General features: G+C 66.5%; 14 protein-coding genes. 3 read left to right on the top strand and 11 right to left on the bottom strand.

What is annotated here, in order from left to right; all coding sequences use genetic code 11:
- The first annotated feature begins 135 nt into the window (after positions 1–135).
- Entirely contained in the window at positions 136–762 is a 627-nt protein-coding gene (locus tag ACSDHM_RS08610) for a response regulator transcription factor (protein ID WP_072166996.1), read from the top strand.
- Positions 759–3,128: an ATP-binding protein gene (locus tag ACSDHM_RS08605; RefSeq protein WP_227836684.1), complete on the top strand. Its 2,370-nt coding sequence runs from the start codon at positions 759–761 to the stop codon at positions 3,126–3,128. The genes ACSDHM_RS08610 and ACSDHM_RS08605 overlap by 4 nt, the downstream gene beginning before the upstream one ends.
- Here ACSDHM_RS08605 and ACSDHM_RS08600 read toward each other — a convergent pair.
- The 9 genes from ACSDHM_RS08600 to ACSDHM_RS08560 all read right to left on the bottom strand — a co-directional run bounded on the left by ACSDHM_RS08600 (position 3,085) and on the right by ACSDHM_RS08560 (position 13,166).
- A complete protein-coding gene (locus tag ACSDHM_RS08600; RefSeq protein WP_151354955.1) occupies positions 3,085–3,840 on the bottom strand; it encodes a SapC family protein in 756 nt (251 codons plus the stop codon). The genes ACSDHM_RS08605 and ACSDHM_RS08600 overlap by 44 nt on opposite strands.
- 110 nt (positions 3,841–3,950) lie before the next feature.
- Positions 3,951–4,223 (bottom strand): hypothetical protein, encoded by a 273-nt coding sequence (locus ACSDHM_RS08595; RefSeq protein WP_005409616.1) that lies wholly within the window; start codon positions 4,221–4,223, stop codon positions 3,951–3,953.
- A gap of 252 nt (positions 4,224–4,475) precedes the next feature.
- Positions 4,476–6,512, bottom strand: a complete 2,037-nt coding sequence (gene fusA, locus ACSDHM_RS08590; RefSeq protein WP_188241048.1) for an elongation factor G — start codon at positions 6,510–6,512, stop codon at positions 4,476–4,478.
- 416 nt (positions 6,513–6,928) lie between these two features.
- Positions 6,929–7,678 (bottom strand): hypothetical protein, encoded by a 750-nt coding sequence (locus tag ACSDHM_RS08585; protein WP_111178202.1) that lies wholly within the window; start codon positions 7,676–7,678, stop codon positions 6,929–6,931.
- 64 nt (positions 7,679–7,742) lie between these two features.
- Complete coding sequence (locus ACSDHM_RS08580) at positions 7,743–8,504, bottom strand: heme ABC transporter ATP-binding protein (protein WP_151354639.1); 762 nt, start codon at positions 8,502–8,504, stop codon at positions 7,743–7,745.
- Complete coding sequence (locus tag ACSDHM_RS08575; protein WP_188241049.1) at positions 8,501–9,544, bottom strand: FecCD family ABC transporter permease; 1,044 nt, start codon at positions 9,542–9,544, stop codon at positions 8,501–8,503. The genes ACSDHM_RS08580 and ACSDHM_RS08575 overlap by 4 nt, the downstream gene beginning before the upstream one ends.
- A complete protein-coding gene (locus tag ACSDHM_RS08570; protein WP_439426859.1) occupies positions 9,541–10,587 on the bottom strand; it encodes a heme/hemin ABC transporter substrate-binding protein in 1,047 nt (348 codons plus the stop codon). Before ACSDHM_RS08570 ends, ACSDHM_RS08575 begins: the two co-directional genes overlap by 4 nt.
- Before the next feature lie 51 nt (positions 10,588–10,638).
- Entirely contained in the window at positions 10,639–12,015 is a 1,377-nt protein-coding gene (locus tag ACSDHM_RS08565) for a YncE family protein (protein ID WP_353080003.1), read from the bottom strand.
- Positions 12,016–12,137: 122 nt separating this feature from the next.
- Positions 12,138–13,166, bottom strand: coding sequence for an alpha/beta hydrolase (locus tag ACSDHM_RS08560; protein ID WP_227836678.1), 1,029 nt, complete (start codon positions 13,164–13,166; stop codon positions 12,138–12,140).
- Between the two features lie 321 nt (positions 13,167–13,487).
- Between ACSDHM_RS08560 and ACSDHM_RS08555 the strand changes: the two genes are divergently transcribed.
- The gene (locus ACSDHM_RS08555; RefSeq protein WP_188241053.1) at positions 13,488–13,862 is read left to right on the top strand and encodes a hypothetical protein; all 375 of its coding nucleotides are present in this window, start codon (positions 13,488–13,490) and stop codon (positions 13,860–13,862) included.
- Between the two features lie 135 nt (positions 13,863–13,997).
- Here the strand turns inward: ACSDHM_RS08555 and ACSDHM_RS08550 are convergent, their stop codons facing one another.
- Together ACSDHM_RS08550 and lolA are read right to left on the bottom strand one after the other, a co-directional pair.
- Complete coding sequence (locus tag ACSDHM_RS08550; protein ID WP_353080004.1) at positions 13,998–15,275, bottom strand: replication-associated recombination protein A; 1,278 nt, start codon at positions 15,273–15,275, stop codon at positions 13,998–14,000.
- Between the two features lie 241 nt (positions 15,276–15,516).
- Positions 15,517–16,155, bottom strand: coding sequence for an outer membrane lipoprotein chaperone LolA (gene lolA, locus ACSDHM_RS08545; RefSeq protein ID WP_005413289.1), 639 nt, complete (start codon positions 16,153–16,155; stop codon positions 15,517–15,519).
- Positions 16,156–16,186: the final 31 nt, after the last annotated feature.

Genomic DNA, 16,186 nt, shown 5'->3' with positions numbered 1-16,186 from the left:
TGGATCAGCTCTTATCGATGGAGCTCATCCATCGATCTTTAGGAATAGTCGTAAAAACGCAACAAATTCGATGTTCGACGCGACAGCGGCGCCAGAATGGCGGCCACGCCCACGGGCGCTGACCACCTCCCGCGCATGAATGGATTTCCTGCACCGCGCCGGCTTCGACTGGCGCTCCTGGACGACCATGAAGTCGTCCGTCGCGGCACCGCCCTGCACCTGTCAGGCGATCTCCGGTTCGACATCGTCGCCAGCCATGGTTGCAGCAGTGCGCTGATCGACAGCCTGCACCGCTTGCCCGTGGATGTGGCCATCATCGATCTCACGCTCGCCCGTGGCGACCTGGGCGGCATCGAGCTGGTTACGCTGCTCTGTCGCGAATTCCCGCGCACACCAATGCTGGCCTTCGCCACGCTCTCTCCCACCACGAATCTCAACAGCCTGATCGATGCCGGACTCGGTGGGTTCGTCAGCAAGGCCGAACCCCTTGCGGCATTGTCCGACGCCATCGTGCGCGTCTTCCAGGGCCTGATCCGGATTCCGCCGGACGTCAGGCTGGCCGGCGATCGTGGCGAGCTCAGCCGCAACGAGCGGGAGGTACTGGAGCTGCTGCTGGAAGGCCTGACCGTATCGGAGATCGCGCTGCGCCGGCACCGCAGCATCAAGACCGTCAGCACACAGAAGGTCGCGGTGCTGCGCAAGCTGGGCTTGCGCAGCGATGTGGAGATCTATGCGCTGCGTGAACGGTTGGAGTCGCCGTGAGGCGCCATGCACCATTGCGTCCGTGCCTGCTGATCCGGGGGTTGCTGGTACTGCTTCTCCTTCCCGCCGCGTCGGCGGAAGATATCCGGTCACCACGCTGGCTACCGGGCAGCAGCGTGCGGGTCTCCACCGCTCCGTCCCTACGCCCCGTGCCCGCAGCGATAGCCGATCCGTCATCACCGCCGACGCTCGCCCATGGCTACGCCAACCTGGTGGCGCGTCACGCCCAACTCAGCTTCCTGGAACACCCCTATCCGACGACCGCCGCATCAATCCTCGCTGTATGTCATCACGAGGCCGACCTGGTCATGGTGTTTGGCGGCGCGAGACACCAGAAGCTGCCCTGCCCCGACCTCGCCGCGTCCAGCCGCTTCCGGGGTGGCGCCACCCTGCTGGCAGGGCGCGCCGGTGAATGGCTGCCACGGGAGATACGCGAGCTCGACGGCCGGGTGGTGGCCGTCGTTGAAGGCGGGCCCTACGCCGGCTGGCTGCGCGCGCATCATCCTCAGATCCGGCTGCAGCACCTGCCTGATCGGTACGCAGCATTGACGGCAGTTCAATCCGGCCTGGCCGACGTGGCGATTGGCCTGGAATCCACGCTGCGCCCGCTGGTTCGACGCCATTTCAACGGCAGCCTGCGCCTGCAGCCATTCGACAGCGACTTCTCCACCGACCTCTACCTGCTCGTCCGCCAGGAAGACCAGCAGCTGCTTGAACGCATCGGACAGGCGTTGCGGGAGATCACGCTGGAGGAGCATGCGAGCCTGCTCCACCTGTGGGCAGGCCAGACCCTGCCAGCGGCGGCGGGAAACGCACTGGACTGGATGCAGGCCTCGCCCCCGCGCGGCTGGCTGCTGCTGCCCCCTCTGCTGGTCGCGCTGTTGCTGTGGCCCATGACCCGTCACCTGCGGGTACGCGGCGACCGCCGCAGCGCGCAGGCCATCGGGATGATCAGTCACGAGATGCGCAATTCGGCACAGGCCGTACTGGCCTCGATCGAGCTGCTTGGACGATCGACACTGCCGAAAGGCGAGCGCGATCTGCTCGCCGCTGCCAGCAGCGCCGGCCAATCCCTGCGCGGCCTGTTGAATCGCGCACTGGACTTTTCGCGCCTCGCCAGCGGCGCTTTCAGGCCGCATGCACAAGCCTGTGATGCGACCCGGCTTTGCCGGCAGGCACTGGAGGCCATTCGGCCTCAGGCGCAACAGAAAGGCCTGCAACTGCATCTTGATGCCCCGACCGAACCTTCGCCGATCATTCGGGTGGACATTGATGCGCTACGCCAGATTGCCAGCAATCTGCTGGCCAATGCGGTGAAGTTCAGTGATATCGGCGGCATCGAGCTGCGCCTGCGACTGCTTCCAGTAGCGCGGCCGCAAGAGCTGCTGCTGGAGGTGATCGACAGCGGGATCGGGATCGCGCCCGCACAGGTAGCCGAACTGTTCCAGCCTTTCCATCAAGGCAGCGGTGGGCATCAGCGTGGCGGTAGTGGCCTCGGGCTTTCCATTGCACGCGAGCTGGCACGTGCGATGGGGGGCGATCTGACCGTGCACAGCGTCCTCGGTCGCGGCAGCCGCTTCATCCTGCGCCTGCCGGTATGCGCTGCTGACTCTGCCGAGAGTGTCCGGGACATGCCCGTGGAGGGCACGCCACTGGCCGGGCTGCAACTGCTGCTGGTGGAGGACCACGCACTCAATCGCCACGTCATTGCCGAACAGTTGCGGCGCTGGGGCGCCGAGGTATGTGCCCTGGAAGACGCGGCCAGCGCGCTGGCCGAACAGATACGCCACCCCCGCCCTGCCGCGCTGATCGACATTGGGCTGCGTGGCATCGATGGCTACGCATTGGCACGCGAACTGCGCGCCCGCAGCGGGCATCCGGTCCGTCTGATCGCCTTGTCTGCCCGCAGCGGGCGACGTCACCACGCACGCTGCCGCCGCTCGGGTTTCGACGCGGTGCTGGCCAAGCCGCTGCGCGCCGCCGAACTGCTCGCTGCGCTGGGCATTCCGGCGCCGGAGAGCGTGGACGCACTTGAGCAGGTGACTGAAATGGACGCGGCCTACAGCGCCGACATCTGCGATGAACTCGGCAGGATCGAGCGGATTGTCGATCATGCAGACGCATCGGCGCTCGGTCATCACGCGCACCGATTGCAGGGCGCGCTACAGATGCTGGGTCAATGCGAGCACGCCGCCATCGCGGCCGAGCTGGTCGATCTGGCGCAGGACGCCACGCCGGACTGGACCGACGCACGTCGCCTGCTGGGCGTACTGCAGGCCGGACAGGGCGCCCGCGTCGCGGGAACCCTGCCCACCCCCTTGATCACGCGGCCAGACGCTCGACCTGGCGACGGGTCAGGTCATTGAAGCGACCCAGCGACATCAGGTGCTGGTGGATCAGTGCCAGCCAGCCACTGCGGTGCCACTCGACCACGGTTGCTTCCGGCAGCGCGACGAACTTCGCGACGTCCACGACCAGGAAACCGTTGAGGTTGAACTCCCGGCCATCCGGGATACGCACGGTGGCGTTGCGCTCCACCAGCAGGCCGTTGTCGACCAGGGCCTTGGAGAAGGCCTGGGTCTGTTCGTGTTCGCGGGTGTACTGGCCGCAGAATTCCAGGGCCTGCTGCACCATCTCGGTGGCCTTGCCATCAACGAACAGCGGTTGGCCTTCTTCGCCACCCTTGACCACGCGTGGGCTCTCTTCGTCGATGCCCAGCAGGAAATCATTCTCCGCACCGGTGTCGATGAAGATGAAGGGGTGGCGGCGCAGGTAAGCGGGAATATAGGCCTCGTCTTCCCACAGGCCATCCTTGATGAACAGGTTCTGGTCGGACACGCCCACGGCAGCCATCGGAACCGCGCTCGGGCCGGCAAACAGGATCGGGAAGTGGTGCAGGGCCAGCGAGAACTCGCCCAGCACCAGCGGAATGGCATTGTTGCCGGCGGCGAACTCGAGCTTGCCCGGCAGGATGCGCAGATCGGCATGCACATCGGCCTGCAGCGGCACCGGGCGGGTATAGAACAGGGGGGCGCCGCTCGGCGCCGCTTCGGTGGTGGTGTCGCTGGTGGTGGTCATGTTGGGAACCGTTCGATCATGCGCGCCTGCCATCCCGGGCACGCCAGCGGGAACAACCTGAATCCCGCATTATCAACAAGCTCGATGACAACGGCCACCCCACCGGCGAACTATTTCAGCTGCAGGGGGTAGCGCTGCCAGAGTACGTGGACCAGGAAACCGGCCAGCTCGGTGTCGCGGGCACTGACCGCCGCACGGATCTTGTCCAGCAGCACCATGTCACTGCAGGAACGCACGTCGGCATGGTTGGCCTGCCCTGCCCTGCGCGCACGATAGCGCGCCGCCCGCTGCGCATCGCTCATCGCGTACCCGAACTTGGGCGGACGACCGCGCTTGCGCGGCAGGGTCAGCTCCAGGGTTCCGGGGTCTTTGTCATCACGCATGAGAGGGGTGCGGGCGGCGGCGAGCAACGGGGGGTGCGCAATTTATCGTGAGGCATCACTTTAATCCAGCTTTTTCTACAGATTTGGTGCGATGCAGCGCCAATGTTGCCGTGTCGGTGCGGATCCATCCACGCATGGCGTGGATCTACTGCAGAGCTCGCGACCCGTTCACCCGGTGGATCCACGCCATGCGCGGATACGGAAACCCGGACAAAAAAAATGGGAGCCCGCGAACGGGCTCCCTTGCCTTCTTCATGCCGCGCGTACTGGCTCATAGCCGTGCAGGTGCGCCTCACTGCTGGCCCGCCCCTGGCTGAGCGAACGCAGCGAGGTGGTGTACCCCACCAGCTGCGCCAGTGGCGCGAAACCACTGACCTCGGCACGACCGTCCTGGTCCTCGATGCGGGCGATGCGGCCATGGCGCCGGTTGAGGTCGCCGACCACATCACCTACCGACGCCGACGGCGAATGCACCGTCACCGCCATCACCGGCTCCAGCAGCTGCGTGCCACCCTCGGCCAGCGCCGCCTTGATCGCCTCGGCGCCTGCGCGATGGAACGCCATCTCCGAAGAGTCCTTGGCATGGGTCTGGCCATCGACAAGACTGACCTCGATGCCGACCACCGGATGTCCCTGCGGACCTTCCGACAGCGCGGCACGCACGCCCTTTTCCACCGCTGCGATGAAGCTGCGCGGCACCACGCCACCGACGATGCGGTCGTTGAACACGACAAGGTCGTCGTCGCGCGGCGCCACATCCAGCACCACGTGCGCGAACTGGCCCTGGCCACCGGTCTGCTTGACCAGCCGCCCGACGACACCGGTCATCGGGCGCATCAGCGTCTCCTGGTAGGCCACGCGCGGCGCACCTACGGCCACGTCGACCTTCCATTCGCTGCGCAGGCGCTCGACCATCACTTCCAGATGCAGCTCACCCATGCCCCAGACCAGGGTTTCACCCGTTTCCCGGTCCGTTTCCACACGGAACGAGGGATCTTCCTGGGCCAGGCTGGCCAGTCCCTGCGCCATCCGGATCAGGTCCGCCGCACGCGCCGGCTCCAACCGCCAGGCCAGCACCGGCGCCTGAGCCTGGATGTTCTCCAGGCGCAACGGCAGCGCACGGCTGCTCAGCGTCTCGCCACTGACCGCATCCTTCCAGCCCAGGACCGCGACGATGTCACCGGCCACGGCCTGCTCGATGTCATGGGTCTGGTCGGCCTGCACCCGCACCAGGCGACTGACACGCCGCCCCTGCGGATGCTGCGAACTGGCCACCGCGTCGCCCACCTTCAAGGTGCCCGAGTACAGCCGCACGAAGCTCAGCGCCCCGTGCTGCTGGTGGGTGATCTTGAACAGCAGGCCTGCCAGTGGACCGTCCGGATCCGGCGGCAGCATCACCTCGCCCTCATCGCTTTCAGCCCTGACAGCAGGGCGGTCCAGCGGCGACGGCAGGTAATCGACCACGGCATCCAGCAGCGTCTCGATGCCCTTGTCCTTGAACGCAGCACCGGCCAGCACAGGCACGCCTGCACCTGCCAGCGTCGCCCGCCGGATCGCCGCGCGCAGCATATCGGCACCAATCACGCGACCTTCCAGCCAGGCATCGGCCAGTTCTTCGTCATGATCGGCCACAGCTTCGACCAGCGCATCGCGCTGGGCCTGCCATTGGGCGCGCGCCGCTTCGTCCCACGGGGTCACCGTGGTTGCGCCGCCCTCCTGCCACTGCAGCACGCGCGCATCGACCAGATCGACCCAGCCACTGAAGCCGCTTTCGCTGCCCAACGGCACGCCCAGCGCCCACGGCCGCGCGCGCAGCTTGTCCTGCAGCTGCTCCAGCACGCGCTCAAACGAAGCACCTACGCGGTCCATCTTGTTGACGAAAGCGATCAGCGGCACGTGATGGCGACGCGCCTGGCGCCACACCGTCTCGGACTGCGGCTGCACACCATCCACGGCCGAGAACACCGCCACGGCGCCGTCGAGTACCCGCAGGGATCGCTCGACCTCGATGGCGAAATCGATGTGGCCGGGGGTATCGATCAGGGTCAACCGATGCGGCGGCAGATCACGCGGTGCCCACTGCGCCTGCACGGCGGCCGCGCCAATGGTGATGCCCCGTTCGCGCTCGATCGCCGAGAAGTCGGTGGTCGCATTGCCGTCGTGCACTTCGCCGACGCGATGGATCTCGCCGCTTTTCCACAGCAGGCGTTCGGTCAGCGTGGTCTTGCCGGCGTCGATGTGGGCAATGATGCCAAGGTTGCGACGGCGGGAAAGGACTTGGGTGTTCATGAGATAGGTTCCTGCAAAGCCAACTACGGGGGCCGCGCACCCCGGTTGGCGACAGGGTGCGCGGCTAGCGTTCGGTCTCGGCGATCTGGTGCATGGCACGTTCTCCTTGCGGTACGTCGGGTCAAGGGAAATGAAACTGCAGAAACGAAAAGAGCGCCCCGAAGGGCGCTCTGTGGATGATCCAGCGATAGCCGCTTCAGCGGCCCTGTGGAGCTCCAGGCAGACACGCCCGTTCCGCGCTTGCGCGGGTCAGGGTGAAAAACTTCAGGAGCGGCATCCGGTTCATGGGGCGCATTCTAGACCTGCCAATCTGGCGCGCAAGTGAATATTGCGCACATGAATGGAACGATGAGGCCGACAACGATAGGGGTCAGATCCCTTTGCCAGGGGCAAAGGGATCTGACCCCTGGCAGCCCTCACTTGCAGCCGTGCAGCTTGCGCGCCTCGGCCACTGTTGCAGGCTGGTCATCCCCCATCGACATCCAGCCCTTCAACGAAATCGCCGGGTCCACGTGCGGCAGCCGTGGGCCACCATGAATCACGACCTCGATCCAGCTCCCCACCGGCGCCAGCTCGGACAGGCGTGCCGCCTGATCATCCTCGGTGCTGAATGTGTCGTCCGGGCCCGCCGGCGGCGTGGTATTCACGGTTTCCGTCTTACGGGTCCGGACCCGAAGAGCACCATCCGGCAGCCGCTGACTGATCACGTCGTAGCGCTCGATACCGTATGCCCAGCTGTTCTCGCCAACACTGCGGGTCTCGCTACCGTCATCCGCCACGGTCACCACCTCGCCTGCCGGCCCGACAACGCCCGCGACAGCCCCCAGGCCGGACATCAGTGCCTGATAGACGATCATCTGCCGCTGCTCGGTAGTCAACGCTCCGGCCTTGAGCTTGGCGGCAGGAATCTTCAGGTACGCCGCTTCACTGCACAGCACCAGCACCTGCTGGTCGTCCCAGCTCACCGACATTTCCTCGTTGGCAAAGTACTGCGTCTTCATCGACGTCACTGCGGCACCGTCGCCACTGGAATGCCGGGTTTCGATCAGCGAGGCATTCTCGGCCGCGTTGGTCAGCGAAACCTGGGAGGTCGACGCTGCATGGGCTGCGCAAACGGAAGCAATCATCGCGGCAAGCAGCACGCTGCGGGTAACGGTGCGGAACATGGCGTCAGTCCATTGAAGAAGACGAAGCCGCCATGATACCCGGAGCAACCGGGTGGACCTTCGCTCAGGTCACCACCACCAGCGGAACCCCGCGCCGCGGATGCTCCAGCACCACCACATCCTGCTGGTAGACGCGCCGCAGGTTGTCTTCGGTCAGCACCTGCAACGGCGTGCCATCGGCCGCGACCCTACCCTGTTCCAGCAACACGATGCGGTCGGCATAGCCTGCGGCCAGATTGAGGTCGTGCAGGACCACGATCACGCACGCACCGGCTTCGGCACAGGCACGCACACTGCGCAGCGTGCGCTCCTGATGGCGCAGATCCAGCGCAGCAGTGGGCTCATCCAGCAGCAGCAATGGCGTGTCCTGTGCCAGCACGCGCGCGAACGTGGTCCGGGCGGACTCACCACCGGACAGCTGCTGCACCTCGCGCAGGCGCAACGCCTGCAGTTCAGCGGCATCGATCGCAGCTTCCACCTGGGCGTCATCGGTGACCGGGTCCGGCGGATGCGGCAATCGCCCCATCGCCACCACCTCTTCGACGCTGAAGGCAAAACGCACGCCGTGCTCCTGCGGCATCACCGCGCGCTCGCGCGCCAGCGGCCCCGCCTTGTAACTGGCCAACGGCATGCCCAACAGGCTCACCTCCCCCGCATCGGCGCGCAGGTCGCCGGCCGCGACCGCCAACAGCGTGGACTTGCCCGCACCGTTCGGGCCCACCAGTGCGGTCACCGTACCTGGTTCGAACGCCAAGGAAATGCCGTGCAGGATCTCGCGTTGCTGGCGGCGCACCACCACCTCGTGCAGCTTCAGCAGCACACTCATGGCACCGCCTTGCGGCGCTGCTGCAGCACCAGCCAGAGGAAGAACGGCGCACCCAGCGCGGCCGAGAACAGGCCCAGCGGAATCTCCGCGGGCGGATCCAGCGTGCGCGCGGCCGTATCCGCCACCACGATCAGCAGTGCACCCAGCAGGCCGGACAACGGCAGCAGCCAGCGATGACCGGGACCCACCAGCAGGCGCGCCACGTGCGGCACCACCAGGCCAACGAAGCTGATCGAGCCCGCAAACGCCACCGCCGCCCCCACCAGCAGCGCGCTGAACGCCACCAGTCGACGCCGCGTGCGGGTCACATCCAGCCCCAGGTGCTGGGCCTGGCGCTCGCCCAGCGCCAGCATGTCCAGCGGCGTTGCCAACCGTTGCAGCGCCAGCACACCGATGGCAAACAGCGGTACCACGGCGGCCACATCGGCCCAGTTGGCACGTGCCAGCGAGCCCATCTGCCAGAACACCAGCGACTGCAGCTCGCTTTCGCTTGCGATATAGGTGAGAAAACCGATCAGCGCCGAACAGAAGGCCGCCATCGCGATACCGACCAGCAGCAGCGTCGCATTGCCACTGCCCTTGCCCGGCCGCGCCAGCGCATAGGTCAGGCCGATGGCCAGGGCGCCACCGACGAAGGCGGCAACCGGCACCAGCCAACCGGCGGCACCGGCAGCGCCGAGAACAATGGCAGCCACTGCACCCAGCGCAGCACCCTGGCTGACACCGACGATGCCGGGGTCGGCCAACGGATTGCCGAACAGGCCCTGCAGGCTGGCACCGGCCATCGCCAACGACGCACCGACCATCGCGCCCAACAGGGCACGCGGTATGCGCAGCTGCCAGACCACCGCCAGATCGCGGCTGCTGACCGCCTGTTGGTCAAGCAGGCCCAGCTTCACCGCCAGTGCCTGCATCACCTCCAGCGGTGGCAACCGCAACGGACCCACGGCGAACGACGCCAGCACCGCTCCCAGCAGTGCCAGCAACGCCACCATCAACATCGCCCGCCCGCGACGGCGGCGCCGATCCGCCGGACTCATGCCTTCGGCAACGCCGCCAGGGCCTTGGCCAGCGCCAGCGCGCCCGCACCAGAACCCACGCTGGTGTACTTCAGCTGCACATCCGGCATCACCCAGACCCGATTGGCCTGCCCAGCCGGGGTCTGCTTCAGCGTCGGGTACGCCTTCCACAGGCCTTCGGCACCGCCGAACAGCTGCAGGTCATGCTCGGTCACCAGGATCACTTCCGGTGCCGCCGCGACCACGCCCTCATTGCTCAGCTGCGAGTAGTTCTTCACCCCGGCCTCGGTACCGATGTTGATGCCGCCGGCCAGTGCGATCAACTGCGCCGACGCGCTGTCGGCACCTGCAACAGTGGGCGAGCCGCCAGCGCCGGTTGCCGAGACGTGGATCAATCGTGGCGCATGGCCCAGGCCCTTGCCAATCGCTGCAGCCTCGTCGAGCTGACGCTGCACCTGCGTGGCCAGTGTTTGCCCCGCTTCGGCCAGCCCTAGTGCGGCGGCGACCTTGCGCACCTTGTCCGGCGCCGGCTGCAGGTCATCGATGACCACCGCCGGCTCGCCCACCTCGCGCAGCTTTTTCGCCAGCTCGGTGTGGCGGCGCAGGCTGTTGCCGAGGAACAGCGAGCCCTGCAGGCTCAGCACGCCCTCCACACCGGTGGTGCGGTTGAACAGGAACTGGTGCGGCGCGGCCAGGCCGGCCTGCGTGGTGGTGTTGGTCGGTGCCGCGTACACCTGCTGGCCCAGTCCCAGCGCCTCGATCACCGCGATGACGTCGTCACCACCGGCAATGATCCGGCTGGTGTCGGACACTTCAATGTCAGCACCGTCATCGGAATGCACTTTGGCCGGCAGCACGGCCCTCTGTTCATGCACCGCTGGCATCTCGGCACCGGCCACGCGCTGCCAGCCTGCCGGCAACGCGGTTTCGGCAGCAGCTGTTGCGGCAGGCGGCTCGGCGGCCTTGAGGCCATCAGACGGCGTTGACGAGCCACTGCAGGCAGACAGCGCCAGCGAAACAGCCAACGGAAGCGCACACAGGCGCAGACGGGACGCGATGTTCATGCTCGTTCTCCTTGCTGGTAGGGCGACGCGCAGGACGCCCTGCCCTGTGACTTACTGCTTCGGGGTGATGCGGGTGATGCGGTCACCCTTCGGATCTTCGGCGCCACGCGACTTGTTCACCGCAAACACGTTGCCCTTGCCGTCGGCACGCACATGGTTCGGAAGGGTGCCGCCATCGAGGTTGGCCACCACCTTGCCGTCGCCGTTCACCACCGTGACCGTACCGGCGCCGCGATTGCTGACATAGGCCAGGCCGGAGGCATCATCGAAGGCGACGTTCAGCGCGCCAGCGCCGACCGGCACGTCATGCAGCACCTTGCCGGAAGCCACATCGACGATCAGCAGGTTGTCGGTGCCCTGCGAGGCCACGTACAGGCGGTTGCGTGCTGCGTCGAAGGCCACGCCCGAGGCGCTGATCGAATTGCCCAGGTCGATGACCTTGTCGACCTTGCCGCTGGCCACATCGATCACCGCCGCCTCCGGCGTGCCGATGCTGACGGTGAACAGCTTGCCGCCCTTCTCGTCCAGCACCAGGCTCATCGGCGTGAACTTGCCATCATCCACGCCGGACTCCAGCGTCACCGGCGGCAGTTCCTTGAACGTCTTCGCATCGAACACCGACAGGTGGTCCTCACCCGTGGCCGAAGCGAACACCTTGCCATGGGTGCCGTCGACCACCACGTCGCGCGCATGCGGCACGGTGTCGACAGGGAACTGGTGGACCAGCGAGAGGTTCTTCTGGCGATAGACCGCAATCGAATTCTGGCGGGTATTGGTCACCCAGACATTGCCATTGATGTCATCCACGCCCACACCGTAGACCGCATAGACCGCGCCGTTGGTGCTGCCCGGCACCTGCGCCGGGGTGATCGCCCTGGTCACCTTCAGCGACTTCGGGTCCAGCTTCAGCAACTGCGACTGGGTCACCGGCGGACGGCCCACCGCCGAGGTCACGAACACCGCATTGCTGGCGGCGCTGTAAGCGGACTGATACAGCCCCGGCACCAGCTTGTTGGACTGGGTGGCGAACTGCGCCTGGCCGGACAGCGGCAGTTGCGGCGACACGCGCAGCTTCAGCACCGTGGCCGCAGCCGGCTGGCTGGCGCGCACCACCACCGGGTGGGTGCCCGGCACCGCATCGGCCGGAATGCTCAGCTGGGTCTTGAAGTTGCCGTCGGCATCGACCACCAGCGGCTGCGTGTTGAGCACGCTGTCGCCACGCAGCAGGCTGACCTTCTGGCCCGGCACGAAGCCACGACCAACTACGTCGGCAGTGCTGCCGGGAACCACGTTCTCACCGCGCGAGACGACCTCACCCTTGAAGGTGGCGTTGGCCGGCTGATCGAACACCGGCTGGGCGGTGGCGGTCACCGCCAGCAGCAGACCGGCGGCGAGAGAGGTAAGGCGGAAAGACGGACGGAACGACATGGCAGGCTCCTTGCACACGTAGGCCGCGCCGCGTGGCGCGGGATTCATCGGTTGCCTGGGCCGCTGCACGCCGGCAGCCTCGCCTGGGTAGTGGGGTCGCACGGCATGGCGTGCGAAGGCATTCATTCGGCGGCGCTGTCCCCGCCACTGGGCGCGCCGTCGCCGGCGCTGCGGTCGGACACGCCATACAGTTCATGCAGCGCAGCGTGGAACGATGCCGGCAGCATCGGGCCGTGGCCGAGGCCATCGAACTCGCGGTACTGCACGCTCAGGCCCGGCACCCTGCCCAGCCGCTCGGACAACTGCATCGCCGCATCCGGGGTGGCGCCACTGATCCGGCGCAGGTGCGCAACCACGCGCGGGTTGCTCATATCGCGCTTGCCGCGATCACCGACCCGCTCGGCGCCGCCCAGCATCAGCCAGAGCTTTGCCGGCTGGCCGTGCACGTTCTGCACGAACTGCTGCTCCGGATCACCCAGCGCCGCGCCCTGGCTCCACCACAGCGACGGACTGGCTGCCAGATAGGACTGGAACGCGGCAGGTCGCGTGTACAGCGCATTGAGCACGAATAGCCCGCCCAGCGAATGACCCCACAGCGCCTGCTGCTGCGTATCGATGCGTGCGCGTCGCTCGACTTCCGGCTTGATGCGGCGCTCGATCACATCCAGGAAAGCCGCAGCGCCGCCGCCGACTGCCTGGGTCGTGCCGCTCTCGTCGTCGGCACGGTCGATCCACGCGGTGTAGTCGAAGGTACGCGCCTTGGAATCGATGCGCAGGTCGTTGTCGTAGCCGATCAGCACCAGTACCGGCGGTGCCTTGCGCGCGGCCAGCTCGGCCAGCAGCGGCTGGTCCAGCACCATGGCCACGGCATTGCCATCCAGCGCGTACAGCACCGGGGACGGGGTCTTGCCGGCCTTGGCCGGAATCGCCAGGTTCACCCGCCAACGGCGCTGCTGGTCCGGGCTGTCCACCACGAAACGTTCAAAGCGATAGCTGGCCGCCGGCTCGTCCAGCACGGTGTGGCCGATCTTCTGCAGCGGATTGCGCTGCTGCGCATGAGCGTAGGGCGCGGCCATCAGGACCCCCATCATCAGGGCGGCCATGCCGCGGGCCAGTGGACCACGGCGCAAAGGCGGGACGAAATGCTTCATCAGCGGCGGCAGGAGCGGCCGATGGCCGCCGGTTCATAGGGGACCGCAGTCTACCTTAAACGCGAATGATTATCACATCGATCGAACGTCACGCTGTGTATCACGCGCGCGATGCGTTCATTTTCCCGGTTGCACCGGAAACACCGGATCCACTATTTTGCCGGACAGCGGGGCGCAGGAGCGCCCTTCCCTCGCAGGGCTGCGGATGGATGGGCAATCGAGCCGCCGGCCGCGCCCTGTCCTTTGCCAAACCCATCCACGCATGGCGTGGATCTCCTGACCACCATCCACGGGAATGAATCCCGTGACTGCGAGAACACCTTGAAGCGCACCGCCCTGATCGCCCTTTCCCTCGGTCTGATTGCACCGCTGGCCGCCCATGCCGCACAGGACCTGCCAACGCTCTACCAGGCCTTTGAAGAGGCCGGCAATTCGTCTCTCGGCATGGACGAACTCAACCAGACGGTGACATTCACTGCCGTGGCCCTGGGTGTCTCCAGCAACCTGGCGGGCGAGCCGCTGATCGAGGCCGGCGACGACCAGGGCAATGTCCTGGCCCGGCTGACCAGCGACGACGAACAGCAGGCGGCCAAGCTGAGCGCACTGGAAGAAGGCGCGACTTTCACCGCAAGCTGCACGCTGCAGTTCAGCTCGGGAACGGATTACCTGTCCTTCGGCGACTGCAGCATCAAGTAAGAAGGAAGCCGGCGAAACGCCGGCTTCGTTTTCCCGCCCTGTAGAAGTCGAGCCATGCTCGGCTGTCGCTTCCGCAGGTGCTGCTGGGTCGGTCCAGAGCGGAGTCGAGCATCGCTCGATGCTACATAAGCCAGCTCAACGGCCCTTCGCGGCCCTCGCCGCCTCACGTTCGGCGCGCAGGCGATCAAGCTTTTCCTTCAGCTTGATCTCCAGGCCACGCGGCACCGGGTTGTAGTACACCCGTTCGCCCATCGCATCCGGGAAACCGGTCTGGTCCAGCGCGATGCCCCCCTCGGCATCGTGGTCGTACTGGTATTCGGCGCCGTAGCCCAGCTCCTTCATCAGCTTGGTCGGCGCATTGCGCAGATGCAACGGCACCTCTTCGGTACCGCTCTGACGCACGTCGGCCTTGGCCTGGTTGAACGCGGCATAGCCCGCGTTGGACTTGGCGGTGCTGGCCAGGTACAGCACCAGCTGGGCGAACGCGAGCTCGCCTTCCGGGCTACCGAGCCGCTCGTAGATGTCCCAGGCTTCCAGCGCCATGCTCTGCGCGCGCGGATCGGCCAGGCCGATGTCCTCAATGGCCATGCGGGTCAGTCGACGTGCCAGGTAGGATGGATCGCAACCGCCATCTAGCATACGGGTCAGCCAGTACAGCGCGGCATCCGGATTGGAGCTGCGCACGGATTTGTGCAGCGCTGAAATCTGGTCGTAGAACTGCTCGCCGCCCTTGTCGAAGCGGCGGGTACGATCGGCCAGCACCTGGGTCAGGGTCTGCGGGGTGATGCGACCCCCCTCCCCACCCGCCAGTTCGGCGGCGATTTCAAGAAGGGTCAGTGCGCGGCGCACGTCACCATCGGCAGCGGTGGCGATTTCCAGCAGCAGCTCGGGCGCAACCTCGACACCCTCCTCGCCCAGACCGCGTTCGCGGTCGCCCAGCGCGCGTTCCAGCGCTTCGACGATATCGGTTGGCGATACCGCTTCCAGTACGTGCACGCGGCAACGCGACAGCAGCGCCGAGTTCAGCTCGAACGACGGATTCTCGGTGGTGGCACCGACGAACAGGATCGTGCCGCGTTCGATGTGCGGCAGGAACGCATCCTGCTGCGCCTTGTTGAAGCGGTGCACCTCGTCCACGAACAGCACGGTGCGCCGGCCCTCAGCGAAGCGCTGTGCGGCCTCTGCCAGCACCTGACGCACTTCCGGCAGCCCGGACAGCACCGCGGAGATGGCACGGAACTCGGCATCGGAGTACTCGGCCAGCAGCAGTGACAGCGTGGTCTTGCCGCAGCCCGGTGGCCCCCACAGGATCATCGAGTGCACACGTCCGGATTCGACTGCACGGCGCAATGCGCTGTCCGGCGCCAGCAGGCGCTTCTGCCCGACCATTTCGTCGAGGGTGCGCGGGCGCATGCGCTCGGCCAGCGGGCGCAGATGTTCCCGATCAACGCTCAGCAGATCGGGGCCGGGGAAGGAAGTTGAACGATGTCTTGCCACCCGCTCATTGTACCGCGCCAGGGTGACGACGATTCCGGTAGTGCCGGCCGCTGGCCGGCAGATCAAATGCGCGTCAACCAAGGTTGACACCCACCAAGGCGGTGCCGGTTGACACCCACCGGAGCAGGCAGCGCCGGGTCATGCCCGGCATCCCCGATCAATTACCGATGACGTCCGTGCCCTTCGGCGGGGTGAAGCTGAAGGTGCCGGCAGCAAAGCCTGGATTGCGCTTCCAGCCACTGAAGCTGATCACGGTGCGCTGGCCAACCGCATCGGTGATTTCCATCTTGGCCAGGCCCTGGGCGTTGAAGCCCAGCGCGGCGTACTGGAAGCTGGCTTCGGTCTCGCGCTTCGGCGACAGCGACAGCCATTGCAGGCCATCACGCTGCGCAGCCTCTTCACTGACGTCGTACTGCTGTTCCAGCAGCGCCGGGTTGATCAGCGCGGTCAGCGGGCTGTTCTGCTCTTCCTTGCCCTGCTCGCGCACGGTGGCCTGCTCCAGGTCCGGCTCGTACATCCAGACTTTTTTACCGTCGGCCACGATCAGCTGTTCGTGCGGGCGCACGTATTCCCAGCGGAACAGGCGCGGCGCCGACAGGGCCACGCGGCCACTGGTCGATTCCTTCACCTTGCCGCGGCTGTCGAACACCTGCTGGCTGAACTGTCCGTCCAGGCCCTTCAGGCCACTGGTGAAGGTCTTCAGGTCATCGCGGGCGCCAGCCCAGGCACTGCCGGCGGCGGCGCAGGCCACGGCCAGCGTGGTGGTGGCAAGGAAACGGCGGAAGCGGAAGTTCATGCGGAAATCCTGTGGGCGCGGGCGCCAGGAA

This window comes from Stenotrophomonas sp. T8, assembly GCF_051853085.1.
GTDB classification, from domain to species: Bacteria; Pseudomonadota; Gammaproteobacteria; order Xanthomonadales; family Xanthomonadaceae; genus Stenotrophomonas; species Stenotrophomonas sepilia.
Note: the sequence above shows the minus strand (reverse complement) of the source record. Positions and strands in the feature narration are given on the sequence as shown.

What these genes read in the sequence shown, in the direction of transcription:
- ACSDHM_RS08610 (WP_072166996.1), top strand. Translation starts at nt 136, where the DNA reads ATGAATGGATTTCCTGCACCGCGCCGGCTTCGACTGGCGCTCCTGGAC.
- ACSDHM_RS08600 (WP_151354955.1), bottom strand. Translation starts at nt 3,840, where the DNA reads ATGACCACCACCAGCGACACCACCACCGAAGCGGCGCCGAGCGGCGCC.
- ACSDHM_RS08595 (WP_005409616.1), bottom strand. Translation starts at nt 4,223, where the DNA reads ATGCGTGATGACAAAGACCCCGGAACCCTGGAGCTGACCCTGCCGCGC.
- fusA (WP_188241048.1), bottom strand. Translation starts at nt 6,512, where the DNA reads ATGAACACCCAAGTCCTTTCCCGCCGTCGCAACCTTGGCATCATTGCC.
- ACSDHM_RS08585 (WP_111178202.1), bottom strand. Translation starts at nt 7,678, where the DNA reads ATGTTCCGCACCGTTACCCGCAGCGTGCTGCTTGCCGCGATGATTGCT.
- ACSDHM_RS08580 (WP_151354639.1), bottom strand. Translation starts at nt 8,504, where the DNA reads ATGAGTGTGCTGCTGAAGCTGCACGAGGTGGTGGTGCGCCGCCAGCAA.
- ACSDHM_RS08575 (WP_188241049.1), bottom strand. Translation starts at nt 9,544, where the DNA reads ATGAGTCCGGCGGATCGGCGCCGCCGTCGCGGGCGGGCGATGTTGATG.
- ACSDHM_RS08570 (WP_439426859.1), bottom strand. Translation starts at nt 10,587, where the DNA reads ATGAACATCGCGTCCCGTCTGCGCCTGTGTGCGCTTCCGTTGGCTGTT.
- ACSDHM_RS08565 (WP_353080003.1), bottom strand. Translation starts at nt 12,015, where the DNA reads ATGTCGTTCCGTCCGTCTTTCCGCCTTACCTCTCTCGCCGCCGGTCTG.
- ACSDHM_RS08560 (WP_227836678.1), bottom strand. Translation starts at nt 13,166, where the DNA reads ATGAAGCATTTCGTCCCGCCTTTGCGCCGTGGTCCACTGGCCCGCGGC.
- ACSDHM_RS08550 (WP_353080004.1), bottom strand. Translation starts at nt 15,275, where the DNA reads ATGCGCCCGCGCACCCTCGACGAAATGGTCGGGCAGAAGCGCCTGCTG.
- lolA (WP_005413289.1), bottom strand. Translation starts at nt 16,155, where the DNA reads ATGAACTTCCGCTTCCGCCGTTTCCTTGCCACCACCACGCTGGCCGTG.